Origin of the sequence: Actinoallomurus iriomotensis (assembly GCF_030269445.1) — a bacterium.
Taxonomy (GTDB): domain Bacteria; phylum Actinomycetota; class Actinomycetes; order Streptosporangiales; family Streptosporangiaceae; genus Actinoallomurus; species Actinoallomurus iriomotensis.
This window is the reverse complement of the sequence record NZ_BSTJ01000006.1, coordinates 424029-449333: the sequence shown is the minus strand read 5'-3', so window position 1 is coordinate 449333 and position 25305 is coordinate 424029. Positions and strand designations below refer to the sequence as shown.

General features: G+C 70.6%; 22 protein-coding genes and 1 pseudogene. 9 read left to right on the top strand and 14 right to left on the bottom strand.

Annotation, left to right across the window (positions count from 1 at the left end):
* Positions 1-3 precede the first annotated feature (3 nt).
* Together QSK37_RS25925 and QSK37_RS25920 are read left to right on the top strand one after the other, a co-directional pair.
* The gene (locus QSK37_RS25925) at positions 4-648 is read left to right on the top strand and encodes a TetR/AcrR family transcriptional regulator (RefSeq protein WP_285625812.1); all 645 of its coding nucleotides are present in this window, start codon (positions 4-6) and stop codon (positions 646-648) included.
* Positions 649-669: 21 nt separating this feature from the next.
* Positions 670-1017: pseudogene (locus QSK37_RS25920) on the top strand (DUF3592 domain-containing protein); the annotation flags it as partial.
* On the opposite strand, the gene QSK37_RS25915 reads toward QSK37_RS25920, so the two are convergent.
* From QSK37_RS25915 to QSK37_RS25895, 5 genes are all read right to left on the bottom strand, one after another.
* Positions 983-1345: a hypothetical protein gene (locus QSK37_RS25915; RefSeq protein WP_285625809.1), complete on the bottom strand. Its 363-nt coding sequence runs from the start codon at positions 1343-1345 to the stop codon at positions 983-985. The pseudogene QSK37_RS25920 and the gene QSK37_RS25915 overlap by 35 nt on opposite strands.
* 37 nt (positions 1346-1382) lie before the next feature.
* The gene (locus QSK37_RS25910) at positions 1383-2327 is read right to left on the bottom strand and encodes a cation diffusion facilitator family transporter (RefSeq protein WP_285625806.1); all 945 of its coding nucleotides are present in this window, start codon (positions 2325-2327) and stop codon (positions 1383-1385) included.
* Positions 2328-2343: 16 nt separating this feature from the next.
* On the bottom strand, positions 2344-3495 hold the full coding sequence (locus tag QSK37_RS25905) for an SIS domain-containing protein (RefSeq protein WP_285625805.1): 1152 nt from the start codon (positions 3493-3495) through the stop codon (positions 2344-2346).
* 58 nt (positions 3496-3553) lie between these two features.
* On the bottom strand, positions 3554-3727 hold the full coding sequence (locus QSK37_RS25900) for a Trm112 family protein (RefSeq protein WP_285579135.1): 174 nt from the start codon (positions 3725-3727) through the stop codon (positions 3554-3556).
* A 136-nt stretch (positions 3728-3863) separates the two neighbouring features.
* Positions 3864-4241: a DUF3499 domain-containing protein gene (locus QSK37_RS25895; RefSeq protein WP_285579137.1), complete on the bottom strand. Its 378-nt coding sequence runs from the start codon at positions 4239-4241 to the stop codon at positions 3864-3866.
* 330 nt (positions 4242-4571) lie between these two features.
* Between QSK37_RS25895 and QSK37_RS25890 the strand changes: the two genes are divergently transcribed.
* The 3 genes from QSK37_RS25890 to QSK37_RS25880 are packed head-to-tail and all read left to right on the top strand — an operon-like array spanning position 4572 to position 7587.
* The gene (locus QSK37_RS25890) at positions 4572-5960 is read left to right on the top strand and encodes a basic helix-loop-helix domain-containing protein (protein ID WP_285625802.1); all 1389 of its coding nucleotides are present in this window, start codon (positions 4572-4574) and stop codon (positions 5958-5960) included.
* Positions 5882-7042 carry a DegT/DnrJ/EryC1/StrS family aminotransferase gene (locus tag QSK37_RS25885; protein ID WP_285625800.1) on the top strand — a complete coding sequence of 387 codons (1161 nt, stop codon included), beginning with the start codon at positions 5882-5884 and terminating at the stop codon, positions 7040-7042. The genes QSK37_RS25890 and QSK37_RS25885 overlap by 79 nt, the downstream gene beginning before the upstream one ends.
* A gap of 32 nt (positions 7043-7074) precedes the next feature.
* Complete coding sequence (locus QSK37_RS25880; RefSeq protein ID WP_285625797.1) at positions 7075-7587, top strand: NUDIX hydrolase; 513 nt, start codon at positions 7075-7077, stop codon at positions 7585-7587.
* Between the two features lie 9 nt (positions 7588-7596).
* Here the strand turns inward: QSK37_RS25880 and QSK37_RS25875 are convergent, their stop codons facing one another.
* Positions 7597-8727 (bottom strand): fructose-bisphosphatase class II, encoded by a 1131-nt coding sequence (locus QSK37_RS25875; protein ID WP_285625794.1) that lies wholly within the window; start codon positions 8725-8727, stop codon positions 7597-7599.
* Between the two features lie 39 nt (positions 8728-8766).
* On the bottom strand, positions 8767-10191 hold the full coding sequence (locus QSK37_RS25870) for a phosphomannomutase/phosphoglucomutase (protein ID WP_285625792.1): 1425 nt from the start codon (positions 10189-10191) through the stop codon (positions 8767-8769).
* A gap of 268 nt (positions 10192-10459) precedes the next feature.
* Here QSK37_RS25870 and pgm point away from each other — a divergent pair, with 268 nt between their 5' ends.
* Complete coding sequence (pgm, locus tag QSK37_RS25865) at positions 10460-12106, top strand: phosphoglucomutase (alpha-D-glucose-1,6-bisphosphate-dependent) (RefSeq protein ID WP_285625789.1); 1647 nt, start codon at positions 10460-10462, stop codon at positions 12104-12106.
* A gap of 5 nt (positions 12107-12111) precedes the next feature.
* Here the strand turns inward: pgm and QSK37_RS25860 are convergent, their stop codons facing one another.
* On the bottom strand, positions 12112-13086 hold the full coding sequence (locus QSK37_RS25860; protein ID WP_285625786.1) for a GDP-mannose 4,6-dehydratase: 975 nt from the start codon (positions 13084-13086) through the stop codon (positions 12112-12114).
* Between the two features lie 209 nt (positions 13087-13295).
* On the opposite strand from QSK37_RS25860, the gene QSK37_RS25855 reads away from it, so the two are divergent.
* Positions 13296-13682 carry a metallopeptidase family protein gene (locus QSK37_RS25855; RefSeq protein ID WP_285579151.1) on the top strand — a complete coding sequence of 129 codons (387 nt, stop codon included), beginning with the start codon at positions 13296-13298 and terminating at the stop codon, positions 13680-13682.
* A 35-nt stretch (positions 13683-13717) separates the two neighbouring features.
* On the opposite strand, the gene QSK37_RS25850 is transcribed toward QSK37_RS25855, so the two are convergent.
* Entirely contained in the window at positions 13718-14140 is a 423-nt protein-coding gene (locus QSK37_RS25850) for a MarR family winged helix-turn-helix transcriptional regulator (RefSeq protein WP_285625783.1), read from the bottom strand.
* A gap of 93 nt (positions 14141-14233) precedes the next feature.
* On the opposite strand from QSK37_RS25850, the gene QSK37_RS25845 reads away from it, so the two are divergent.
* Together QSK37_RS25845 and QSK37_RS25840 are read left to right on the top strand one after the other, a co-directional pair.
* Positions 14234-15457, top strand: a complete 1224-nt coding sequence (locus QSK37_RS25845; protein WP_285625780.1) for an alpha/beta fold hydrolase — start codon at positions 14234-14236, stop codon at positions 15455-15457.
* Between the two features lie 84 nt (positions 15458-15541).
* Positions 15542-16042 carry a hypothetical protein gene (locus QSK37_RS25840; RefSeq protein ID WP_285625778.1) on the top strand — a complete coding sequence of 167 codons (501 nt, stop codon included), beginning with the start codon at positions 15542-15544 and terminating at the stop codon, positions 16040-16042.
* Positions 16043-16085: 43 nt separating this feature from the next.
* Here QSK37_RS25840 and QSK37_RS25835 read toward each other — a convergent pair whose 3' ends face one another.
* From QSK37_RS25835 to QSK37_RS25815, 5 genes are all read right to left on the bottom strand, one after another.
* Positions 16086-18998: an AfsR/SARP family transcriptional regulator gene (locus QSK37_RS25835; protein WP_285625775.1), complete on the bottom strand. Its 2913-nt coding sequence runs from the start codon at positions 18996-18998 to the stop codon at positions 16086-16088.
* A gap of 90 nt (positions 18999-19088) precedes the next feature.
* Complete coding sequence (locus QSK37_RS25830) at positions 19089-20612, bottom strand: DUF5719 family protein (RefSeq protein ID WP_285625772.1); 1524 nt, start codon at positions 20610-20612, stop codon at positions 19089-19091.
* Positions 20609-23614: a glycosyltransferase family 2 protein gene (locus QSK37_RS25825; protein ID WP_285625769.1), complete on the bottom strand. Its 3006-nt coding sequence runs from the start codon at positions 23612-23614 to the stop codon at positions 20609-20611. The genes QSK37_RS25830 and QSK37_RS25825 overlap by 4 nt, the downstream gene beginning before the upstream one ends.
* 125 nt (positions 23615-23739) lie before the next feature.
* Positions 23740-24006 carry a WhiB family transcriptional regulator gene (locus QSK37_RS25820; protein WP_285579166.1) on the bottom strand — a complete coding sequence of 89 codons (267 nt, stop codon included), beginning with the start codon at positions 24004-24006 and terminating at the stop codon, positions 23740-23742.
* Between the two features lie 267 nt (positions 24007-24273).
* Positions 24274-25299 carry a hypothetical protein gene (locus tag QSK37_RS25815; protein ID WP_285625766.1) on the bottom strand — a complete coding sequence of 342 codons (1026 nt, stop codon included), beginning with the start codon at positions 25297-25299 and terminating at the stop codon, positions 24274-24276.
* Positions 25300-25305: the final 6 nt, after the last annotated feature.

Sequence of the window (25305 nt, the reverse complement as noted above, 5' to 3'; positions counted from 1 at the left end):
GGCATGAGCGGCACGGACACGGCTCCGGGGCGGTCCCGGCGATCCCCCGACAAGCGCCGGGCGATCCTCGATGGCGCCCGGGTCACCTTCGCCCGCGAGGGCTACACGCGGGCGAGCATCGACACGATCGCGGCGGCGGCGGACGTGTCCACCCGCACTCTCTACAACCACTTCGGCGACAAGGCCCGGTTGTTCGAAGAGGTCATCCAGAGCAGCGCGACAGAGGTCGCCGAGTCACAGATCGCGCTGATCGAGGCGCATCTGGGCGAGGTCACCGACGTCGAGTCCGCGATCATCGGCTTCGCCTGCGCCTGGGCCCGGCCGACGCCGGAGTTCGCCGACCACTTCGCCCTGGTGCAGCAGATCAGGGCCGAGGTCGGGCACCTGCCGCCGGCGGTGCTGAACGCCTGGCAGGAGGCCGGCCCGCGCCGCGTGCGGCGCGAGCTGGCGCGGCGCCTGGAGGAGCTGGCCGACCGCGGCCTGCTGCGCGTCGCCGACCCCGAACGCGCCGCGTTCCACCTGGCCACACTCGCCGCGGCCGAGGTGGAGAGCCGCAACTACCGCGGCGTCTTCCCGATCTCCGACGCCGACGTCGCGGAGCTCGCCACCGCCGGCGCCCGCGTCTTCCTGCACGGCTACGCGCCCTGAGCCCTCCGCCGGCACTACAGGGCGTGCCGGTGGTTCGCCGTCGACGGCAGGTCGTACTCGTTTCAGAGCTCCACCGGCAGCGACCCGCCGGCGTACGAGGAAGGCGACGGCGTGCCCGTCGCCCACGACCCCGACGATCCGTCCGACGCGCGGATCGCGTCATGCTGGTCGGCGTTCCTCGCCCCGCTGATCGTCGGCGGGCTGGGCGTGGTGTTCACCCCGATCGGGGCGGTCCTCTTCGTCAGGGGACGACGGATCCAACGGCTGCGAGCCCGGCTGTGGAGCCAGGGCCGGCAGGTGTGGGCGGAGATCGAGCGGGTCCCGCGGGCGGCGTCTAGCCGTTCCAGTCGTAGATCCCGTAGCCGTTGAAGTAGCGGATCTTCCAGCCGATGCCCGTGCTGTAGGCGAAGGTGAAGGCGTACGTGCAGTGGCTGCCCGAGCCGATGTAGCCGCATCCCCGCCACCACCAGTCGGCGCCCGGGTAGGAGTAGCTCACGTCATCGGTGTTGACGTACGTGCTCCCGTCGCCGTGCGTGGTGTCGCCGACCGTCCTGCTCCAGGCGTACGGAGCGTTGCGGAAGTCGTCGTAGCCCGACGTCTGGAGCTTGGCGACCGACCCCGTGATCGCGCCCTCGCGGCTGATCAGCCTCGCGTGCACCTGCCCGTTCGACTCGTTGAGGTAGGCGGGCACGCTCACTCGCCATTCCGCGCACTCGTCGCGGCACCGGACGGCGTCAGGGGGTCTCGGCGGTGCTCTCCGGTGTCGTACGGGCGCGGTCGAGGTCGGGTTCGATGTAGATGTGGCGGGCCATCGGCACCGCCTCGCGGATGCGCTTCTCCGCCGCGTCGATGCCCCGTGCCACCTCCGCCGCGGTGTCGTCCGAGGTGACCGCGACCTTCACCGCGACGAGGAGTTCTTCCGGGCCGGTGTGCAGGGTGCGCAGGTGGATGACCCGGTCGATCTCCTCGACCGACTCCAGCTCGGTGGTGATCCGCTTTTCGATCTCGCCCACCGCGGACTCGCCGATGAGCATGCTCTTGGTCTCCACCGCCAGCACGACGGCGACGAACGCGAGCAGCACGCCGATGACGATCGAGCCCACGCCGTCCCAGACGCCGTTGCCGGTGACCACCGCGAGGGCGACGCACGCGAGGGCGACGACGAGGCCGATCAGGGCCGCGAAGTCCTCCAGGATCACGACCGGCAGCTCCGGCGCGCGGGCCCGGCGGATGTAGGACACCCAGCTCTGCTCGCCGCGGGTGCGGTTCGACTCCTTCACCGCCGTACGGAAGGAGAAGCCCTCCAGCAGGATGCCGAGGACCAGGACGCCGAACGCCCACAGGGGGTCCTCGATGTCGTGCGGATCCCTGACCTTGTGCCAGCCCTCGTACAGCGAGAACAGCGCGCCCACGGTGAACAGCACGACGGCGACGACGAAGGCGTAGAAGAAGCGCTCGCGGCCGTACCCGAACGGGTGCCGGCTCGTCTCGGCTCGCTGGGACCGGTTGCGGCCGAGGATGAGCAGTCCCTGGTTGCCGGAGTCGGCGATCGAGTGCACGCCCTCGGCCATCATCGAGGCCGATCCGGTGAACGCGAACGCCACGAGCTTGGCCACCGCGATGCCGAGGTTGGCTCCCAGTGCGGCGATGATCGCCTTGCTTCCGCCTTCGGCGCTCAAGATCGTTCCTGGGCGTTCATGAGATCCTCACTTCGAGTTCCTGGATGGCTGGCAGGGGGGTCGGGTCGGTTCCGAGGGCCAGCGCGAGGTAGACGCTCGCGTAGTCCGCGTGGGCGATGAGGCCGGCCAGGCGTTCGAGCGGATGCTCGCCGCGGGCGGTCAGCTCGGTGACCGTCACACCGCGTTCGGCCGCGAGCTCGGCGGACGCCTCCCGCCGCCGCGTCACCTGCGGATGCTCGTCGGTGTCGCGCACGACGACCAGGCACAGCCGCGTGGTCTCCGGTTCGTCGACGCGGTCGCGGAAGAAGTCATCCTCACCGGTCTCCGCGGAGCCGGCCCTCGTCGCGAAGGGGCCGTCGAAGACCACCACCTGGCCGTGCCCGGCCTCGGGCAGCTCGCCGGGAATGGCCGGGTACTTGGCGTCGGTGGCGAGCTGGGCGGCGAACCGCCGCGCCACCACGCCGGTCAGCGGCGACGTGCCCCAGATGACCGGGATCGACCCAGCGATCTCCAGCGCGGTCTGCTTGCCGGGGTTGACGAACGACTCGCTGGCCGGGCGGCACAGGTGGCTCATCTCCTCCAACCGCTCGGCGGTGCGTTCGAGCACCTCGGGCCGTACGACGGTCAGGCCGAGAATGTCGAGGGCGAGCAGGGGCGGCACGGCCAGGCCCCACAGCGCCGCCCGCGACCGCGCGGCGGCCGGCGCCGGCACGAACAGCCCACCGGCCTGTAGGGCCATGTCGGCGAGCGGCGAGCCGCCGGCCCCGACGCACAGCAGCCGGCATCCGCGCCGTGCGGCATCGGCCACCAGCCCGAGGGTCTCCTCGGTCGAGCCGGAGCGCGAGACGGCGATGACGAGATCGGCGACGCCGACCCAGCCGGGCAGCCGGTGTCCGCGGACGGTCGTCACCGGAACGGGACAGCCCAGGCCGCAGACGGCGTCGATCAGGTCGCCGACGATGCCGGACGCGCCCATGCCGACGATCACCACGGCCCGCGGCCGCCCGCCCGCGGCGACACGGTCGACCCCCGCCTCGGTGGCGAGCAGGCGCGCCTCACGGACCTGTGCGGCCGCCGAAGCGACATGACGCAGCATCTCGCCCGGGTCCGCCTCGGCCAGTGCCTCGGGATCGTCGAGACGGCCGTAGTCGGGCTCGGGAAAACTCATCGTCGCGCCGGCCCTCCGATATACCGGGGGGTCGCCCCCGGGACGGACGCGGCTCGCGTCATGCAGGCGTCCTGGCCTCGTCCACCAGCAGGACCGGGATGTCGTCGCGAACCGGGTAGGCGTACTTGCACGTGCCGGTGCAGACGAGCTCCTCCGCCGCCTCGTCGGACCTCAGCTCGCCCTTGCAGTTGGGGCACGCGAGGATCTCCAACAGCCAGGAGTCGATGTTCACGGACTCTCCTTAGGGACTGACCCGCCAAAATGACGATCATCAGCCGTTACATCGGGTGGAATGCCTGGTCTTCCAGCATAGGAAGCTTACTGGGCGCGGCATCTGGCACGACCGCCCGGCAGCTGTTCCTCCCGCGTCAACTCTCGCTGGCGTTCCTCGGCCCCGGCGACTCGGATCGCAGCATCCGGAGGTGGCCGCGACGGCCGACCTCGACGGCCTGACCCACGGGCTCCTCGCGCTTCACCGGACGGGCGGCCTCCCGGACGGCGTCCGCGAGGGCCTCCAGGTCATCGGTCGTGCAGGTGGAGTCGGGCTCGGCCGGAAGCCGCACGAGCTCCCAGCCCATCGGCGCGGTCAGCCTCTCCGCGTGATCGACGCACAGGTCGTAGCAGTGGGGCTCCGCGTAGGCCGCGAGGGGCCCCAGAACCGCCGTAGAGTCACGGTAGACGTACGTGAGCGTAAAGACTGCGGGCTCCTTGCACGCTGTGCGGGAGCAAATCCGGACGAGGCTCACAATGGCAGACCGTACCGCGCGCCCACGACCACCGCCACCACCATCGCCGCCGTGTCTTGGGCGGGTGCCTCATCGCGGCTCGCCCCACCCCTCGCCCCCACGACGACCAGCGAGCCCTCATGTGACGCCTGCACCGTCTTCTACCTCGCACTATCTCGCCGGCAGGCGATCGGCGGGCAATGCCGCAACGGCCCACAGCGACACGGACGCGCCGGAGATTACACACACGACCTTGAATTTCGCTATTAGATGTAGAATCTTTCATACGAGGACTTGTACGGACAGGAAAGCATGTCCGGCGAAGCCGCGCGGGGCTCAGGGGAGAGACGCATGGAGTATGCGACGTCGATCTTTGGGTCGGCGGGTGAGGTTCCGCCTCCCCCGGGCGCCGAGAGCCTGCAAATAAGCGGCATGACGATCGTCGCCTACTTCGCACATCGCCTGAAGTCCGCCGATATACAGGCGGACGACATCTTCGAAGATGTCGACGACGACTTCGGATACGGCTACAGCGACAAGGTGAGCAGCGGAAGCGAGCTCATCTACAGCAGGTATTATCCGGCCGGCGACCTTCCGGCGGCCATCGCCGACACCATCGGCGCGACACCGGGCACCGGGCTCAGCCAGTCGGTGATCTCCCAGTCGGGCGACTACTTCGTCTCCGCCGTCCCCTTCGTGATATCCACTCCGCGAAATGACGGGCTGCCCAGCATCGCGATCGAATCCCCTCTCGGGATGTCACAATGCCTTGCCGCGATACGCGGCATCACGCGGATGGACACGAGCGCGGAGCTGGCCGCACAGGTCGCCGGCGCGCTGGTCAAGAACGGCCTGCTCAAGGCCGACGACATAGCCCAGACGTGGATGCTGCACAACTGCCTTGCCGTGCAGATCTGGGACCTCACCGGCACGGCCCACCGAGACCCGGACGAGATGTATGCCGGTATTTATGAATCGCGCAAATACGCCTGGGAGATATCCGCGATTCTGGGGTACCCGTCCGATCATATCCTCCATGACGGACTGTGGCTGCAGCGCGGCCCGGAACTCGTCTTCCATGAGGTGAGCACCGGCTTCCGCTTCCTGGACGATCATATGGTGTTCGCGAACAGCGCATGCTGCCTCGAGATCGGACATCTTCCCGCGTTCTTCCGAGACAGGTCCCGGTTTCGGCTGCAGAACTATGGATATGATTCGTCTTCCATCTTCGTATGGAGCACCATGGCTTTACGCTCGGCCGTGGCCGAGGACCTCGCAAACCGGTACAACGACGTCATGGCCGACTTCACTCAGCGCGAAGGCATGAGCGCGGTTGAGCACGGCACCTTCTCCCGCACGCAGTTGCAGCACCTTTCACTGATCGACCGTCTCGCCAGATTCCGCGGAAAACTCATTGAGCCGCGCAACAGGGTCCTCAACGACCGTATAGACACGCTCCGCGGCATAAGCGAAACGATGCAGACGCTGTCCGGCGACATGGAAAAAGCCGGCACGATGGCGCGCGCGCTCGTGCAGATCCGCGAGCAGGAGACCCAGGCCCGCACCAACACGTTCCTCGCGGTCCTCGCGGTCGCCCTGGCGGTCGTCGGCATTCCCGGTCTGGTACAGCAGTTCGGCGACTGGATTTCCAAGGACAGCTGGTGGCGCCTGTCCACCAGCATCGGACTCATCATCATCGTTCTGGCGGTCGTCGGCTGGATCTGGAAGACGCGGGAGTAATGCGCATACCACTGTCATCACCGTCAATCGGCGCCCTCGAATCCGCATTCGTCAGTGATGCGATGAGTTCGGGATGGATTTCCGGCAGCGGCCCCTATCTCGATCGATTTCAGCGCGGCATCGCGCGGCTTACCGGGCGCCGGCACGTGCTCGCGGTCAGCAGCGGGACGGCGGCGCTGGAGCTGGCGCTTCGCGCGCTGGGCGTCGGCCCCGGCGATGAGGTGATCGTCCCGGCGCTGACGTTCGTCTCTCCCGCGGCGACGGTGCGCACCGTCGGCGCGACCCCGGTGATGTGCGACATCACTCCTCAGGACTGGACGATCGATCCCGCGCTCGCCGCGTCGCTCGTCACGGACCGGACCAGAGCGATCATCGCGGTCGACCTGCTCGGGCATCCGTGTGACTTCGACAGGCTGAGCGAACTCGGGGTACCTCTCATCGAGGACGCCGCCCAGGCCCACGGCGCCGGGTACAAAGGATCTCCCACCGGCTCCTTCGGGAATATCTCGATCTTCAGCTTCCACTCGAACAAGACGATCAGCACCGGGGAGGGCGGGTGCGCCGGCACCGATGACGACGAACTCGCCGACCGCATGCGGATCATCGCCAACCACGGCATGCGGCCAGAGCGGCGTTACTGGCATGAAGTCGTCGGCCACAACATGCGGATGACGAACGTCACCGCGGCGATCGGTGCGGCACAGCTCGAACGATGGGACGAGTTGACCGCGCGGAGAAATGCGGTGGCCGATCGCTATCGCTCCTCCATCGCCGATGACGCCGTCGGCCACCGGCCGATCGCGCCGTGGGCACGGTATTCGTGCTGGCTTCACCCCGTCACCGTTCCGGACCGCGACGAGCTGGTCGGCGAGCTGAGGTCGGGCGGCATCGACGCCAGGGCCATCTGGCCGTCGCTGCCGGAGCTGCCGCTGTACGCGGACGGCGTTCGGCTGCCCTGCCCGGTGGCCGCCGAGGTCTCCGCGTCCACCGCCTGGCTGCCCACCTGGAGCCACATGCCGGAAGAGGACACGAAGACGGTCGTACAGGCCCTGCACGACGCGTTGGCGAAGAGGGGACACTAGTGGACGCACCACCGCCTGCTTCCGAGAGGTGGGTGGAGACCTCGCGCGAACCGGTGTTCCGGGCCTTCGGCCGGGGACTCGACCAGGTGGGCTATCTCCTGCCGGATGGCAGCGAGGCCATCTACTACATCTCGGTGGCCCGGCCGACGGTCAGCATCGTCGCGCTCACCCGCGAACAGCGGGTGATAATGGTGGAGCAGTATCGCCCCGGCCCAGGAGATCTGCTCCGTGAGCTGCCCGGCGGTTTCATCGATGAGAACGAGACTCCGTCGACGGCCGCCGAGCGCGAACTCCTGGAGGAGACCGGTTACCGGGGATCGGTCGAGCTCCATGCCACTTGCTACCTGGACGCCTACTCCTCGGCCAAGAAGTACTGCTTCACGGCGACGGATTGCGTGCTCGCGTCGGCGCCATCCGACCTCGACCCCGAGGTGACGCGTGTAGTACTCGTCACCATCGACGACCTACGGCGCGCGCTACGCGAAGGCAGGATGACCGACGTCGACTCGGGGCTCCTGGGACTGCAGCATCTGGGTCTGCTGTGAGCGGTGGGTTCAGGCGCTCCTGGTGATGGTCACCCGGCCGACTCGTCGGTCCGGGCGCAGGAGGAGACCGGAGGAGACCGTCTTGTCTCCGGTGCGTGCCGGCCGGGGCAGCGACAGCGCGTCATTCTCCGTCACGGCGAAGATCGCGGCGGCCTCCGCCGACCCTCTGGGCACGATGTCGGAGCTCAGGTACTGACGGTCCGTCGCCCAGCCGGCCTCGGCGAGTTCGCCGACCTCCTCGTCGGTGAACTTGAACAGCGGCCCGAGGGTCTCGCCCTGCTCTCGCCGCTGCCCCGCGATCGAGGCCGGGCGGAAGACGAACTCGTAGTGGGGTGCGACCAGATCGAGCAGGGCCGCCGCGAACGCCAGCTCGGTCAGCCCGATCGCGCCGATCAGGGCGTGCACTCGGGGCTGGGACAACCCGGTCAGCGAGAGGAGGTACGGCGGCTCGACCGACACGTGCGGCGGAACGACCACCTCGCCGGCGCACTGTGACATCCGCTCGATCAGCCCGGCATGGTGGTGGTGGCCGTTCACCGAATGCGTCACCACCGCGAGGTCGGTGACCTTCATGTCCAGAGCACCGGCGATGCGTTTCAACGCCTCGGCCGCGTGATCTTCTGGACTGGACATGATGTCGAAGCCGTCCAGCGCCCCGACCGGCGCGAGGATGGCGTACGCCTGCAGGTCCGGCACCGGCCGGAAGCCCTGGCCCAGGCCGCCGAGCGCGAGCGCACCCGCCAGCGACTGCGCCGCCAGCGTGGTGCCGTCGACGTAGTCGAAGATGCCGTCCCAGCGGCCGGCGGCTCCTCCCCGGTTGATGACCTGCCCGGTCTGCGCTCCGGGGCTGGCGTCCCGGACGCCCTCCCCCGCCGTGACGTTGATCTCCGCGGTCGTTCCGGCGAACACCGCCTCCGCCGCGTTGGTCGCCGCCGCGTCGATCGCGCGTTTGGTGCTCGACAGTTCACCGTCGGTCGGGCACCGTGCGGCGGCCTCCGCCGCGGCGGCGATCGCCGCGGTGACCACGACGGCGGCGGTGTCGAAGACGTCTCCGTCATCTTCGCCGCCGACCGACCGATAGGTTGCGCTGGATATCTTTGGGTCGAACTCCGAAATTCGTGCGAAGAAGTCAGTACTCACGGCCATCGCCTCAACGAAGTCGGGTCTGCTGGAGAACGCTTACTTCCATGGATCATTCAGCCAGTCGGAGCCCACTTCGGGCGAACGACTGAGACCGGTACGCAGCATCTGATAAAGCTCGAACAGCCGACTGCTGCTGTTCGCCTCGGCGAGTATGACGAGCGCCGGCATGTTCGAGGAGGCCCGGACCAGCAGCCATCCGTCGTCGAATTCTACACGGACACCGTTGATCCGAACAATGTCCCGAGGGTTCAGCGACTCCGCATACCGCGCGAAGTCCTCGACCACTCGATATTTGTCGGAATCCGCGCATTCGGCGTGCATCGTCGGCGTTCCCTCGTAGTGCGGAAGGTCGGCGACAATGGTGGCGAAATCCCGTTGATCGGCACCGATGACGGAGAGCAGGCGCAGCGCGGCGTAGATGGCGTCGTCGTAGCCCAGGTAGCCGTCCGCGAAGAAGAAGTGGCCGCTGCGCTCTCCCGCGAACGGCGCCTTGACGTCACGCATCTTCGACTTGATGTGCGAGTGGCCGGTCTTCGTCATGACCGGAGTGCCGCCCGCTCGCTCGATGACCTCCGTGACCATTCTGCTGCATTTCACGTCGTACACGATGGGAGCGCCCGGCCGGCGCCGCAGAACCTCTTCGGCGAGAAGGGCCAGGATCGCGTCCGCCCAGACGATGTTTCCGGCGCCATCCGTCACCCCGAGACGGTCGCCGTCACCGTCGAACGAGATTCCGCAATGCGCTCCGTGCTTGACCACGGCCTCCTGAATCTGCGCGCGAGACGCCGTCGACTCGGGATCGGGCTCGTGATTGGGAAAGGTCCAGTCCAGCTCACGGTTGAGAGTGATGACGTCGTATCCGGCCCCTTTGAGGGCAAGCTCGGCGATCGGACCGGCGATGCTGTTTCCCCCGTCGATCACGACCTTGAGAGGACGAGGTGCGGGGAGGGCGGAGGCGATGTAATTCGCGTAGGCCTCCGTCAGCGACTGCTCTCGATAACGGCCTTGGCCACGGCTGAAGTTCCCCTTCGCCGCTCGATCGGCGACTTCGGCGATCTCCTCGGGTCCGAGAGTGACCGACGGCCGGTTGGAGAGTTTGAAACCCGACCAGCCGTTGGGGTTGTGGCTGGCCGTCACGCAGATTCCGGCGGTGCCCCCGAGCTCGTGCTGCGCGAAGTAGACCAAAGGAGTGGTGGCGAGCCCCAAGAAGACGACGTCAACACCGGTGGAGAGCAGGCCGACGGTGACCGCGTTGGCGAGCATCTCCGAATAGCTGCGCGCGTCGTAGCCCACGACGACCTCGGAGATCCCCTGGTCGACCAGCAGGGAGCCGAAGGCACGGCCGATCCGGTTCGCGCTGAACTCGTTAAGCGGGTAAACGTCATCGAGCCGGCCGTCATTGACCCGACCGCGAATATCGTACTCACGGAACAGGGACTGGTCGAGATCCCCCGTGCTCAAACTAATAGCGTCATTGCCGGAGCCCGGCAAATTGAACGGCCATATTTGTGAATCAGTCAAGAGAGGCCTCTCTCACCCGAAAATCAGGCTCGCGTTTGATCACTGTCCGACCGGGCCGGGCGTGAGCACCGATCACGCCTGGATATCATAGCGCCTCGATTGGGATCAGGAGCGAGACCGCGGCAGGTAGCATGCCGCTCGGGGGAGCACGCAGTCCGGGCCAACGTGCCGTCAGACACTATGCTTGGCCTGGAGATGGAGGTATGACATGGCAGTGCACTCACGGGCCGGCCAGGCGGCTGAACCCTCGGACCTTATCGATGTGAACGAGGTTCTATCCGCATATTACGACGAGCAACCAGATGTTCATGTTGCTGGTGAGAGCGTTGAGTTCGGCACATCCGGCCACCGTGGATCATCACTCAACCGGTCATTCAATGAAAACCACATCCTCGCTGTAAGTCAAGCCGTCTGTGACTACCGCGCAGAACAAGGTATTGACGGACCCATTTTCGTCGGGTTCGACACACACGCTCTTTCGGTGCCCGCGTTCAGGACCGCGGTGGAGGTGTTCGCGGCAAACGGCGTGCACGTTCTCAAGGACGTGAGCGACCGCTTCACCCCGACTCCGGCGATATCGCACGCGATCCTCAGCCACAACAGCAATGGCGGCAAGTCGCGGTCCGACGGCGTCGTCATCACGCCTTCCCACAATCCCCCGGGCGACGGCGGCTTCAAATACAACGGCCCGAACGGCGGCCCGGCGGATTCCACGGTGACCCGGTGGCTGGAGAAGCGCGCCAACTCTCTGCTCGCCAATGGGCTGGACGGCGTCAGGCGCATCCCCTACGAGCGCGCGATCAATTCCGACCACATCGGCGACTACGACTTCGTGGCCCGCTATGTCGGCGATCTGGCGAGCATTCTGGATATGGATGTCATCCGGAGCTCGGACATCCGCATCGGCGCCGATGCGCTCGGCGGCGCCAGCCTGGACTACTGGACCGCGATCGCGGATCACTACAACGTGAATCTCACGGTGGTCAACCCGGAGATCGACCCCACATTCCGCTTCATCCCGCTCGACTGGGATGAGAAGATCCGCATGGACTGTTCGTCGCCGTACGTGATGTCGGCGCTCGTCAACGAGCGCAGCCACTATGACATCGCCACCGGCAACGACGCCGACGCGGACCGGCACGGAATCGTCACGGGCAAGGCCGGTCTGCTCAACCCCAATCACTACCTGACGGTGGCCGTCGACTACCTCATCAAACACCGGAACAACTGGCCGGCACAGGCCGCCATCGGCAAGACACTGGTCACCACCAGGCTCATCGACCGGCTGGTTCAGTCCGCCGGCCGTACGGTGGTCAACGTTCCGGTCGGCTTCAAGTGGTTCGTTCCCTATTTCGAGGACGAGTCCATCGTTTTCGGTGGCGAGGAAAGCGCCGGCGCCTCCTTCGTACGGCGCGACGGGCGCACCTGGACGACCGACAAGGACGGCATCGTCATGGCGCTGCTGGCCGCCGAGATAACGGCCGCCACCGGCGACTCGCCCAACGTCTATTACGACAACCTGACGCGGGAGTTCGGCAAGCCGCACTACGCGCGCCAGGACGCCATCGCGACGAGGGAGGACAAGCAGATCCTGTCGAAGATGACAGGCGACTCCATTCGCGAGACGACGCTCGCCGGCGAGCCGATCACGGAGAAGTTCTCCAGGACGAAGGGCAACGACCTGCCGATCGGAGGCGTCTACGTCGGCACCGAGTCCGCGTGGTTCACGGCTCGCCCCTCCGGCACCGAAGACGTCTTCAAGATCTACGCCGAGAGCTTCCAGAGCGAGACGCACCTCGAACAGGTGATCGCCGAGGCTCAGGAGATCGTGGGCGAATCCCTCAAGGAGCGCTGAGCCGGTCACGTGGTCGAGGCGGAGACGCGTGCTCTCTCCGCCTCGACCATCGACATCACGAGCTCCTCGAAAGAGGTGCTGTGGCGCCAGCCGAGACGGGTCAGCGCCTTCGTCGCGTCCGCGCGGAGCTCCTTGCCGCCGGATGACGTGGGCGGGCCCGGCGCCGGCCTGACGTGCTCCTCCCAGTTCAGGCCGACGTGCGCGAAGGCGAGTTCGACGAACTCCCGGTAGGAGTGGGTCTCGCCGACGCCCACGACATAGTCGCCCGCCTCCGGCTGACCGATGATGGCGTGCGCCGCCCGCATGTGATCGGCGGAGAAGCCCCACTCCACCCTCCGGTCGAGATCCTTGAGGGAGACGTGCCTGCGGGCGCCACGGCTGATCATCACCGCGACCGCCGCTACATGCCGCGCGAAGTGATGGGGCTTCCTCCTCGGGGATTCGTGGTTGAACATGATCCCGGCCGAGGCGTGCATCCCGTACTTGTGGCGGTAGGTCCTGGTCATCATGTGGCCGTAGGCCTTGGCGGAGCCGAACGGGTCGACCGGCGCGAGTTTCGTGCTCTCGTCCTGCGGCTCCTTGTCGGGCCGGCCGAACATCGCGGCGGATGACGCCTGGAAGATCCGGGTCTGCCCGGACGGCTTCGCGCCCGAGGCGGAGAGTCCGTTGACGATCCTGACGGCCTCCAGTATCTGGAGGACCCCGAGCCCGTTCACCCGCATGGCGAGTTCGGCTTCGAGGGGCACACTGGGTGGTTCGGCCGCGGCGAGGTTGTAGACCTCGTCGGGTTGCGCGGCGTCGAGCGCGCGGATCAGGCTGACTTGATCGAGGATGTTGCCGTAGCAGCGGATGAGTTCGGACTCTTCGAATAAGAGCGACTCTGCCGCCGTCCGGTGGACGAGGCCGTAAACGTCATAGCCGGACCTGCGAAGATGATCTACGAGGTAGCGGCCGTCCTGTCCCGTAACGCCGGTGACCAACGCACGTCTGGCCAGCGCTGCCTTCCCCTCCTAGACGGCAAAATCGCAAGATACCACGGGGTCATGCCTGGTCCTAGACGATGTGACCAGGGGCGACGGTCGGGCCGTACGATCGGCGTGTGAAGAGGCACGGGTCGTATGCTGGTGTTGTGCGATCACGCGTGACAGGAGGCTCCGGCACGCGCCGTCGTGACCGCCGCGGTCGTGGCATGCGCGGGCCGCTCGCCCCGGCGGAGGTGCCCATCTCACGCACGCGCGCCGAGCGGTTCGACGAGCTCGTACGCGACGAGGCGCACCGGCTCGAACAGCGGTGGAGCCGGCAACTCGCCGGAGTGGAGTTCGCGGTCGAGGAGGTGCCGGCGATCGAGCCGAACTCCCTGGACGCCGACACGGTCCCGCTGAGCCGCCTGATCCCGGCCGCCGACGGCCGGCCGCCGCGGATCGTGGTCTACCGCCGCCCGGTCGAGGCCCGTGGTGGCGACGACGAACGCGACCGCGCCCGTCTGGTGCGCGACGTCGTGGTCGAGGAGGTCGCCGACCTGCTCGGCCTCTCCCCGGAGTCCATCGACCCCACCTACGACTCTCCCGACGACTAGGGCGCGTCTCAAAGCCCCGCTGCCCTACTGCGCCCCTAGGCGTCCTCCCGGGCGGCCAGGACGCCGCCGAGGAGATCACCGAGGCGGTCCAGCTCGTCCGGTGCCAGCGGGGCGAAGGACTCGGCGATCACCTTCTCATGGATCTCCGCGCCCGCCCGGCGCAGCTCCTCCCCGCGTTCGGTGAGCCGGTGCCGTACGGCCCGGCCCGGGCCGGGCACGCGTTCGATGAGGCCGCGGTCGGCCATGCGGGCGGCGAGCGAGCCGAACGACTGGTCGGTCTGGAAGGTCAGCCGCGCCAGGTCGTGAAGCGAGGCCTCGGGGCGACGGTCGAGGTGGCGCAAGGTGTCCCATTGCACCAGGGAGATGCCGAGAGGGGCCAGAGCCGCCGTCAGCTCCCGGTGGTGCCGGTGCTGCAGCCGCTTGACGAGCAGGGCCACTTCCTGCGCGGTACGGGTCATACACAGGAAGCTTACCCAAGGCTCCTTATCTAAGGTTGCTTATCTAAGTTTCCTTATATAGCCTCCTCGACAAGACGACTTCCGAGGAGCGACATGATCACCGCTACGTACGACCTCACCGCCGACGGCGTCGGCCCCGTACGGCTCACCGCGACCGACCGCGGTCAGGGCCGCCCGTACCTGCTGCTGCACGGCGGCGCCGGCCCCGCCTCGGTCGCCGGGTTCGCCGACCTGCTCGCCGGCGAGCAGCCCGCCCGGGTCATCGCCCCGGTCCACCCCGGATTCGACGGCACCCCACGGCCGGAGACCCTGACGAGCGTTCGCGGGCTCGCCGACGTCTACAGCGCCTTCCTGGAGACACTCGGCCTGACCGACGTGGTCGTCGTCGGCAACTCCATCGGCGGCTGGATCGCCGCCGAGATGGCGCTGCTGGGCTCCCCGCGCATCGGCGCGGTCGTCCTCGTCGACGCGGTCGGCATCGAGGTGCCGGGCCACCCCGTCGTCGACTTCTTCTCGCTGAGCCTGGACGACGTCGCCCGGCTCAGTTACCACGACCCGGCGTCCTTCCGAATCGACCCCGAGGCCATGACCCCGGCGCAGCGCGAGACCATGGCCGGCAACCGGGCCGCGCTCGCCGTGTACGGCGGCTCGATGGTCGACCCGGGCCTGCGCGAACGCCTCTCCGGCGTCACCGCGCCGGCTCTGGTCCTGTGGGGCGAGGCCGACCGGATCGCCGACCCCGACTACGGGCGCGCGTACGCCGCGGCGATGCCGGGCGCGCGGTTCCGGCTGCTGGCCGGCACCGGGCACGTCCCGCAGATCGAGACCCCGGGGTTGCTGCTGGCCGCGATCCGGGAGTTCACCGCCGCGGAGGTCTCCGTGGTCGGCCCGGACGAGGGCGAGGCGACGCTCACCGGGCCGATTCGCATGCGGATCCTGGAGGACGGGAGCACGACGGGACATCGGCTGGGCCTGGGCGAGATCACCATCGCGCCGCACACCGAGGGACCTCCGCAGCACCGGCACGCCCGGCACGACGAGGGCTTCTACGTGGTGGCGGGCACCGTGCGCTTCACCGTCGGCGAGGAGAGCCACGACGCGGGCCCGCGCACGCTGGTGATGGTGCCGCCCGGCGCGCCGCACACGTTCGCCAACCCCGGTGACGAGCCGGCCGTCGTGTTGAACACCTTCACGCCCGACCTGTACGTCCAGTACTTCCGCGACCTGCGCGCCATGGTCGCCGCGGGCCGTCCCATGACCGATGACGCGGTCGCCGACGTGATGGGCCGCTATGCCACGGAACCCGTCACGAAGTAAGAACCCGCCACATCCGACTTGTAGGCGCTTTGTAGCGACGGTCCGGAGACTGCTCGCGAATCCCCCGCCTCAGGAAGGATCAGCATGAGGATCACGAACGCACGGGTGACGAAGACCGGGCTGGCCGCGATGACGCTCGCCGCTGCGCTCGGCGGCACGGTGGCGGTGTCGGCGCCCGCCTCCGCCGCGCCGACGGCGCCGGCCGTCGTCCAGGCCGCGCTGCGGAGCCAGGCCGTGGCGGCGAAGAGAACGGCCGCCCAGGCGATCCAGTGGTACTCCAGCCGCAAGGGCAGCACCGCGTACGAGGGCTACTGCGAGAAGGCGGCGCGGCTCTCCTGGGCCCGCGCCACCCACCACCCGACGGCCATCGACCACTGGCGGTCCTCCGACGGGGCCCGCCACACCACGGGCACTCCCCCGAAGGGCGCCTTCGTCTTCTGGAACATCAGCTCGGCCGGTCACGTCGGCATCGCCGACGGCACGGGCGGATTCTGGGCCACCAGCGTCAAGGGCAAGATCGGCCACGCGACGAGCGTCCACTACTACAGCCACTACCTGGGCTGGAAGCCCGGCAACAGCAACTGAGAGCGCGCTGCCCCGGCGGCCCGGCCGCCGGGGCGACGCCGGCTCAGCGCCCGGACGGGCCCAGGCCGGCCAGGTGCTCGCGCGCGGCGGCCTCCTGCACGCCGTCGCCCAGCTCGCGCCACATCCCGGCGGCCTCGCGCAGGTACATGCCCGCGGTCGTCGCGTCGCCCTCGGCCATGCGGACCTCGCCGAGCATCAGCAGCGCGGCGGCGTGGCCCCGGCGGTTGCCGGACCGGCGAAAGCTCTCCAGCGCCCGGTCCAGCGTCGCGTCGGCGGCCGCGTTGTCGGCGCCGAGGTGGCACCGCGCGAGGTCCAGCAGCGCGTACGCGGCGCACCGGTCGTCGCCCAGTTCCTCGAAGACCGCCAGCGCCTCCTCCAGCCGGGCCCGCGCGCCGGCGGCGTCGCCGCGCCGCAGGTACAGCTCGGCGACCTGGCTCAGCACGCGCGCCTCGCGGTGGGGGTCGGCCGACTCCCTCGCCCGCGCCAGGGCCGTCGCGAGCCACTCTTCCGCCTCGTCCAGGCGATCCCGCGAGATGAGGATGGCCGCGATGGAGCCGCGGAGCTGCGCCTGGATGTGGCGGTCGTCGCCGGTCGCCAGGACCGGGAGCGCGGCGCGGTAACGGTCCAGCGCCTCGTCGGCGCGGCCGAGGATCCGGTGCAGGGTGGCCAGGCCGACGTCCGCGAGCGCCTCGCCCCTGGCGTCGTCCAGCGCGCGGCACAGCGTACGGGAGCGTTCGATGGCGGCGAGAGCCTCGTCGTACTCGTCCTGGTAGACGTACACCTGCCCGAGCGTGCGCAGCAGCACCGCCTCGCCGCGGCGGTCGCCGGCCGCGCGTACCGCGCGCAGCGCGTGCCGGTGGGCGGTCCGCCAGTCCTCGTACAGGCTGCGCTGGTCGAAGTAGGGCACCAACGCGATGGCGAGCTCCCACGCGTGCGCCGCACGGCCGTACTCCGCGGCGACCGCGACGGCGTCCAGCAGCCCGCGCCGTTCGGTGTCGAACCAGGCCATCGGGTCGGCGGTCAGCCGCTCGGCCACGGACGGGTCGAGGGGCCGGCGCGGCGCGTCGCCGGACAGCGGCGTCAGGAGGCTCGCCGGCAGCCGCGCCGCCGCCTGCTCCGCCAGGTCGAGCCAGGTGGCGAGGAGCCGGCCGATCGCCGCGTCCTGGTCCGCGTCGGGCGCGGCCAGCGCCTCCTCGTGCGCGTACTGCCGCAGCAGGCCGTGCAGCCGGTAGCGCGGCAGGCCGTCGGGGCCTGGACCCGCGTGATGGGCCAGGCTCGCGTCGACGAGTTCTTCGAGCACGTCGTCGCCGTCGGCACGGTCGAGCAGCGCGCCGGCCACCCAGCCGGGCAACTCGGGCGTGCCGAGCAGGCCCAGCAGCCGGAACGTCCGCGCCGCCTCCGGGTCGAGCAGCCGTACGCTCAGGTCGAACGTCGCGCGGACGCCCAGGTCGCCGACCTGCAGTTCGCTGAGCCTGCGCGACTCGTCGGCCAGCCGCTCCCCGAGCACCCGCAGCGACCAGCCCTGCCGTCCGCTCAGCCGCGCCCCGGCGATGCGGATGGCGAGCGGGAGGCACCCGCAGTCGCGGATGATGGCGGCGGCCTGGTCGGGCTCGCGCCGGACGCGTTCGCGACCCGCGACGCGGGCCAGCAGCTCGACCGCCGCGCCGGGCCGGAAGACGTCCAGCTCGATGTGGTGCGCCCCGGACAGGTCGGCGAGCTGCCATCTGCTGGTGACCACGGTGGCGCTTCCCGGGGTCGCGGGCAGCAGCGGCCGTACCTGAGCGGCGTCGGTCGCGCCGTCCACCAGCACGAGCACCCGCCGGTCGGCGAGGCGGGAGCGGAAGAGCGCGGCGCGCTCGCTCAGGGTGCGCGGCACCGCCGCACCGGTGAACCCCAGTGTGCGCAGCACCTCGACGAGCACGTCTCCGGGGTCACGTGGCTGGCCGCCCGTGCCGGACAGGTCGAAGTAGAGCTGCCCTTCCGGGAACGACCCGCGAAGGGCGTGGCAGACGTGGAGCGCGAACGCGGACTTGCCGACACCGGGGGCGCCGGTCACCACGACCACGGGTGGCGGAGCCGCCGGCGACGCGTCCTGGAGGATCCCGGCGAGCTCGCGCGCCTCGGCCTCGCGTCCGGTGAAGTCCGGCGTGTCGCCGGGAAGCTGGCAGAGCGGGAACACCCCGGTGTCCTCGGCCGCCGGACCCGCGCCCCGCAGAATCGCCTCGTGCAGCAGGCGCAGGCGCGGGCCGGGCTCGGTGCCCAGCTCGTCGACCAGGTGCTCACGCGCCTCGGAGTACGCGCCCAGCGCCTCCGCCTGGCGGCCGCCGGCGTGCAGCGCCAGCATCAGCTGCTGCCACAGTCCCTCGCGGAGAGGGTGGCGGACCAGCAGGCTCCGCAGCTCGGCGACGTTCTCCGCGTGCCGGCCCGCCGCGAGCCGGAGCGCGCACCGCTCCTCGACCGCTTCGAGCCGGCGCTCGACCAGGCGTGCGGTCTCCGCCTGCCACAGCGGGCTCGGCGGCAGGTCCTCCAGCGGCTCGCCGCGCCACAACGCCAGCGCCTCCGCGATCCGGCTCTCCGCGTCGTCGGGGCGACCGGCGGCCTTCCGGTGCGCGGACTCGTCGAGCAGTTCTTCGAACACCTGAAGGTCGAGCTCCCCCGGCAGCAGGGAAATCGAATAGCCGTCGGCGTGCCGCCGTACGCGGTGACCGTCCGGAACGGGCGGCAGGCACGAACGCAGACTGGACACATAGGTGTGGAGATTCGCCACCGCCGAACGCGGCGGACGCTGTGGCCACAATGTGTCGACGAGCTTGTCGGCGGAGACCGGCCGTCCTTCGGCCAGCAGCAGGGCGGCCAGGAGGAGGCGTTGTTTCGGGCCGCCCATCCGCGCGTTCCCGCCATCGGCACGGACGACGAGAGGGCCCAGCACACCGAAACGAAGCGGACGGTCGGACACGGTCACCTCACCGAATGAGCCCTACCGAATAGGCCTGCCGGACAAGCCTGCCGCCGCTTTGTCTCCCTTAGGACTCTGGCACCGAACGATTCAGGGAACGGTCGAGTCGACCACCGGAGGCAGTGCGGCGGTGATCCGCGCCGGGGCTATCGGCAGCAGGGTGAAGCCCTTCTTCTTCACCTCGAGCAGACGCGCGGCGTACACCGGTCCGGAGCCCGGACGCGGCGCGATGGTGAGGCCGTAGTCGTCACCGCCCGCGGGCGGGGGCAGCGACACCTCCACGGTGTGGCCGGCGGGCACCGCGACGTCCTTCGCCGAGGCCGCCGGGCCCTGCGCCGCGAGCTGCGTCAGGCGTACCGCGGCGGCGTGCTCGGGCGGGGCGCTGAGCAGCAGCGTCGTCGTGTCCCGGTTGTCGGCCACGAGTCCGGCGTCCGCCGTGCCGAGGGGCGGTACGGCCGCGGTGACGCCGAAGTCGTCGCCCTTCTCCGCGACGAGCGCCGCGACGATCGGCCGGTTCGCGACCAGCCGCAGCGCGGTGGACTTGCCGCCGAAGCCCAGGTCGAACGGCGTCACCGCCAGCGCGGTGGCGTCCAGTGACCGCTCGCCCACCGGCGCGAACGCCCCGTCGGGCGCCATGCCCTGCACGGTGACCCGCGCCTCGTCCTGACCGGGCACCGCGATCAGCAGCCGCCGGCGGCCCCCGCCCGAGGGCACGCCCGGCACCACGACGCGGCGGCTCGGGGCGGTCGCGGGCAGCCAGTCGGCGCCCTTCTTGCGGTCGACCCGCACCGCCGCCGAGATCCGGCCCGTCATGGCATGGACGTGCAGTGCGATGAGCTTCGCGTCCGCCGCGGTCTGGCCGAACCCCTCGACCTGCACGCCGACCTGGACCAGTCGCGTGGAGTGCGGACCGACCAGGACCTGGTTCTGGCCCTCGGGCGTCTCGATCGAGCCCTCCGGGCTCAGCGCGGCGACCAGGGCGGTCACGGGGCGATCGTCGACGTTCGTGAGGTAGAGGCTCACGTCATCGGCGTCGGCGGGTCCGGGCCCGGCGAACCACAGGTCGGTGGCCGGCCGGTCGCACCGGGTGCCGGCGAGCCCGCCGTCGGAGGTGGTCTGCTCCACGGTCAGGCCGGGCGCGAGGGAGCCGTACGCTCCGAAGACCCACGGACCGGCGCCCTTCTTGACGTCGGTCGACCACGCGGTGCCCGGCGTGGTGAGCAGGACCGGCGCGCCCGCGACCGACGCCTGGCCGGACCCACGGGCGCCGGGCGGCGTGACCGCGCTCACCCGGGCGCCGTGCGTGTCGGGGCAGGCGGCGTACGCCGAGGTGACCGGGACCGTGGTGCCGTGCCGGGGCGCCGAGGCGGCCGGCCGGGCGAACGAGGCGACGCCGTACAGCGCGGCGACGGCCAGTACGACGAGGGCGGCGAGCGCGAACCGGTTCGCCGGCAGCCGGTTCATCCAGCCCGGCCGGGTGTCGGCCGACGAGAGCCGCACGGCGTACGCGCCCGCCGCCCGCGCCACCGCGCGGGCGAGCCGGTACGCCAGGCGCGCCGGGGGCCCGAGCACCCGGCGCACCACGGCGTACGCCGACGCCAGTGCCGCCCTCATGACTCCACCCCGCTCATCGCCTGGACCCGCGGCTCGTCCTTGGCCTTGGTCGTACGGGCGTGGCCGCCGCGGCGGCGCCGGCCGCGCGGGCGTTCGACCCACGCGGCGGACGGCAGCGCCAGCACGACGACCAGCAGGAGCGCCACGCCCTGCACGGCCACCCACAGGTGGCGCAGCAGCATGCCGCGGCGCAACGTGAAAGTGCCGCCCGAGGCGGGAACGTCATAGGCCTGCGCCCAGCCGTCCAGGGTCCGCGACCGCGCCGCGTGGCCGCCGATGGCGGCGTGCCAGCCCGCGCTCGCGGGCTCGGCGAGCAGGAGCGTGCGCCCCGCCGGTCCCGGCGGGATCCGGACCTTCGCGTCGATGGACCCGGCCGCCAGCGGCGTGACCGTACGGCCGTCGACGAGCATCAGCCGCCCGGAGGGTGTGACCGGTTGCCAGAGCCCGAACCCCGAGGTGCGGCCCAGCCGCTGGAGGTCGGGCACGGCGTCGAGGGCGCCGGTGAGCGGGTCGTGGCCGGGATCGGGCACGAGGACATAGCCGACGCCGAGACGGCTCAGCGCCGATGCGCCGCCGGTGCCGGAGGTGAGGCCGGCGACGGCCGCGCGCAGGCGCCACCGCGCCGGCGCCGGGGGCTCGGCGGTCTCCTCACCGGGGATCGGCGACCGCTCGCGGATCACGGTCGCTCCGACCGCGCCGTCGGTGCGCGAGGAAAGGATGAGGAAGCGCGGCCGGGTCACGTGCGACTCGACGACCAGCGGGAACTCCTCGGGGTTCGCGCGGGCGAGCGCCCCGTGGGCGCCGTGGACGACCCACAGGGCGGCGGCCAGCAACGGCGTCGACGCGGCGGCCGCCAGCACGACGGCCGCGCCCGCGCGCGGGATCAGCCCCGGCGCCCGCAGCTTCGTCGCCGCGACGCGCAGCATGCTCGCGGCGGCCAGCACGACGCCGGCCGCGGCGAACGTCAGTGCCACGCCCGGCCATTCCGGCCGGGTCAGGACGAGGATCGCCACCAGCATTCCGATGATCGTGAGCAGCCAGCCGGCCAGCACGGCCGTACGCCGGCGCCGCAGCAGGAGCGCCGCCAGCCCGGTCGCCGCGAGCCCGGCGGTGACCCAGAAGACGGGCGCGCCCGGTCCGCCGGGGCTGAGCATGACGAGCGCGCCGGCCTGCGGGCGTGCGACGGCCGCCCGGGGACCGGCCTCCCGCAGGAACCCCGACGGATGCGCGAGCAGGTGCAGCGTCCAGGGCAGCAGCAGGAGCGGCGGAACCCCGAGCGCGACGGCGAGGCGGCGGCCGGCGTACGGGCGGTGGCCGGCCAGCGCGTAACGCGCGGGCAGGCCGACGAGGACGGCGAGCGCCCAGGTCAGCGGCGCGAACGCCATCGCGACCGCCAGCAGCAGACCGGCCGCCCAGGGCGCGTGCCGCGACGGCGTCGTGAGCGTGCCGGTCGCGAACACCCCGATGAGCGGCAGCAGGACGATCACCACGATCGTGCCGAGCCGTCCCGTCGCCACCGCGCCGGTCGCGACGGGCAGCAGCGCGTACGTGACGCCGGCCCAGACGGCGACCGGGACGGCGAGGCCGCGCAGCCGGCGGGCGGCCGTGTAGGCGGTGAGCCCGGCCAGCGGCACGCCCGCGACCAGGATCACGAGGACCGCGAGCCACGGCTTGCCGAGCAGCAGCGTCGCGAGCGCAGCGAGCACCCCGGCGTACGGCGGCGCTCCGGTGCCGGAGCCGAGGCCGACCGGATGCCAGCCGGTGAGGTACTCGGCCCACAGGTCGCCCGCCCCGCCCCACGCGGGCACGAGCGCGCCGCCGCCGAGGCGGCCGCCGGTGGCGATGATGTGCCGCTCGGCCACCAGGGCGACGAGGGTCAGCGCGAGTGTCATCACGACGCCGGGACGGCGGAGCCAGCGGTACAGGGCGCCAGGTTCGGGCGACGGCAGGGTCGCGCCGCGGCCGACGAACACGTCCGGCAGCCGCCGCAGCGTCGGCCAGCGCGGCTGGAAGCGGTTGACGCCGCTCGCGGTGAGTCCCGGCCGCCGCGCCCGGCGCAGCCGGGGAGCGCGGAACAGCGCGCCGCGCAGCGCGGTGAGTTCACGGCCCGCCGCGCCGGGCCGTTTGGCCGCGGCGAAGAAGGCCGCCCGCAGGAACGAGGTGACGACGATGATCGGCAGCGAGAGCGCGAGGGCGGACAGCGGCAGGTTCGCCAGCAGCACGAGCAGCGCGCTGCGCCGGTCGTCGGCCGGGAACGCCACCCGGCGCGCGCCGCGCGCGGCGGCCTCGGCGTGGAAGGCGACCGCGTCCGGCGCGATCAGGACCCGGTGCCCCGCGGCGTAGACGCGCCAGCCGAAGTCGACGTCGTCGCGGAAGAGGCCGAAGGCCGGGTCGAGGCCACCCAGTTCGTCCCATACGTCGCGGCGCACCAGCATGCCGGCGGTGCTGACCCCCATGACCTCGCGGATGGTGTCGTGCTGCCCCTGGTCGAACTCGCGCGGGTCGAGCCCGGTCTCGCGGCGTCCCGTCCGGTCGATGGCGACGCCCGCCTCGAGCAGCACCCGCCGGTCGTCCCAGTCGCGCAGCTTCGGACCGAGGACGGTCGCGGGCGGATGCGCCTCGGCGGTGGTCAGCAGGCGTTCGAGCGCGTCGGGCGCGGGCGCGGAGTCGTCGTGGATGAGCCAGACCCACTCGACACGGTCGACTCCGGGCGCACCCTCCGGGACCTCGACGGTCGAGGCCGGATGGGCGAGAGCGGCGGTGACCGCGTCGGCGTACCGGGTGCGGGCCGGAAGCGTGATGAGGTTTCCCTCACCGACGACCTCGGTGAGCATGGCCGGCCCGGCGTCGGTACTGCCGGTGTCCGCCGCGACGAGCCGGTCGACCGGATGGCTCTGCGTCAACAGTGCCTTGAGCGTTTCCGGCAGCCAGCGCGCACCGTCATGCGTGACGAGTACGGCGGTGACGATATGGCGGTCGAGTTGGGGCGCCACTGTTCTCATCCGAGGGGTCAGCCGGACCGGGCTCAGCTGCCCGGCACGGCTGACCACGATAGCGAAGGCGCCCGTGGAATATGTCTGGTCCGCTCAGCCGGCCGAAGCCCGCCGGCGCGGTCCGCAGGCGGGTGTCAGCCCGCGGCGCGCTTGAGCTTGCGGCGCTCGCGCTCGGACAGACCACCCCAAATACCAAAACGTTCGTCATGGCCGAGCGCATATTCCAGACACTCAGCCCGTACATCGCAAGCGCGGCACACTTTCTTGGCCTCGCGAGTGGAGCCACCCTTTTCCGGAAAAAATGCTTCCGGATCCGTCTGCGCACACAGGGCGCGCTCCTGCCAGCCCAACTCTTCACCGTCTGTGCCGTGCGCCAGCGGGATGAGCACCTCACTGCCCATAGCGCACCTCCTAGCCCCGTGGAGCCCCCCTGGTCACGCCTTCCCTCTCCCCCGGGAAGGCAGAACTACACCGATGAAATTACACGCGTGTCTGACCACACACGTCAAGCCGAATGCGGCACCGTAGGTCTAGCGAAGCTAAAAAAACCGCGTTGACCTGCGGAGACACGATCAGGAACCGTGCGGTACGGAGCTCGGACCGATCCGGGAGAGCGTTCGCTCCGTGCCGCAGGGCCGTCTTTTTTGGGGGGCTTTCCGGACGACCGGTTACTCGGGAGGCCGGTACGGGTCCGCGGCCGGCGACCGGTCCGACGGCGGGTTCTCGGGCTTGTCGTCCTCTTCCTGCTCGGCGGCCTTGGAGACCTCACCGCCGCCGAAGGCGCGGGTCCACTCGCCCTCGAGCTCCTCGCCCTGCGACGGCGGTGGGGCCGACTGCTGCGGGCCGGTCGGGACGGCGGGCTGCGGAGCGGAGGGCGGACCCGACTGCGGCGCCTGCGGCGGCATGGGCGGCACCGGCGGATGCCCGGGCTGCGGCTGACCCGGCTGGCCCGGCTGACCGGGCTGCGGCTGACCGTACTGGCCCGGCTGGCCCGGCTGGGCGGGCTGACCCGGCTGGCCCGGCTGGCCCGGTTGCCCATACGGACCCGTGCCGTAGGGCGCGGGCACGTAGCCCGGCTGGCCGTACTGCTGCTGCGGCTGCTGCGGCTGCTGCGGCGGCTGACCGTAGGCCGGCGGCTGCTGCTGGCCGTAGGCCGGCTGGCCGTACGGCGGCTGCGCGCCCGGCTGACCCCAGCCCTGCTGCGGGTACTGCGGGCCGTACGGCGCCGGCGGGGCGGAGGTCTGGTAGGTGTGCAGGGCGTAGAAGCCGCCGACGGCGAGCACCGCGAGCTTCGAGAGCCCGTACAGGAACATGGTGACCTTCTGCGTCGCCGCGCTGTCGAACAGGATGCCCGACTCGTCACCGCCCGCGCCGAGGCCGGCGAGCATGCAGATGATGGTCAACAGAGCGACGACGCCGAGCACGATGAGCGCGGCGAGGGCCACGTTGCGGGCCTGCCGGGTCGGCGGCCCGCCGATCCTCGTCACGAGCAGCACGGCGACCACGACCAACCCGGTGACGGCCGCCTCAGTGAAGAACAGGTCACCGGTGACGTACTGGAAGGCTTCCATCGTGAAGGGCAATCTGCCCCGGCCGAACAGCAGCCCGATCAGGCCGGACAGGATCTGAAGCGCGACCGCTCCGAGCAGAACCCATGCCCCGGGCTCTCGCAGCCGCTGTACGTCTTTGTTCACGAACCA

Coding starts and splice junctions, on each gene's coding strand:
- QSK37_RS25925 (WP_285625812.1), top strand. CDS start 4: ATGAGCGGCACGGACACGGCTCCGGGGCGGTCCCGGCGATCCCCCGAC.
- QSK37_RS25905 (WP_285625805.1), bottom strand. CDS start 3,495: ATGAGTTTTCCCGAGCCCGACTACGGCCGTCTCGACGATCCCGAGGCA.
- QSK37_RS25890 (WP_285625802.1), top strand. CDS start 4,572: ATGGAGTATGCGACGTCGATCTTTGGGTCGGCGGGTGAGGTTCCGCCT.
- pgm (WP_285625789.1), top strand. CDS start 10,460: ATGGCAGTGCACTCACGGGCCGGCCAGGCGGCTGAACCCTCGGACCTT.
- QSK37_RS25855 (WP_285579151.1), top strand. CDS start 13,296: ATGCGCGGGCCGCTCGCCCCGGCGGAGGTGCCCATCTCACGCACGCGC.
- QSK37_RS25850 (WP_285625783.1), bottom strand. CDS start 14,140: ATGACCCGTACCGCGCAGGAAGTGGCCCTGCTCGTCAAGCGGCTGCAG.
- QSK37_RS25845 (WP_285625780.1), top strand. CDS start 14,234: ATGATCACCGCTACGTACGACCTCACCGCCGACGGCGTCGGCCCCGTA.
- QSK37_RS25840 (WP_285625778.1), top strand. CDS start 15,542: ATGAGGATCACGAACGCACGGGTGACGAAGACCGGGCTGGCCGCGATG.
- QSK37_RS25830 (WP_285625772.1), bottom strand. CDS start 20,612: ATGAGGGCGGCACTGGCGTCGGCGTACGCCGTGGTGCGCCGGGTGCTC.
- QSK37_RS25825 (WP_285625769.1), bottom strand. CDS start 23,614: ATGAGAACAGTGGCGCCCCAACTCGACCGCCATATCGTCACCGCCGTA.
- QSK37_RS25820 (WP_285579166.1), bottom strand. CDS start 24,006: ATGGGCAGTGAGGTGCTCATCCCGCTGGCGCACGGCACAGACGGTGAA.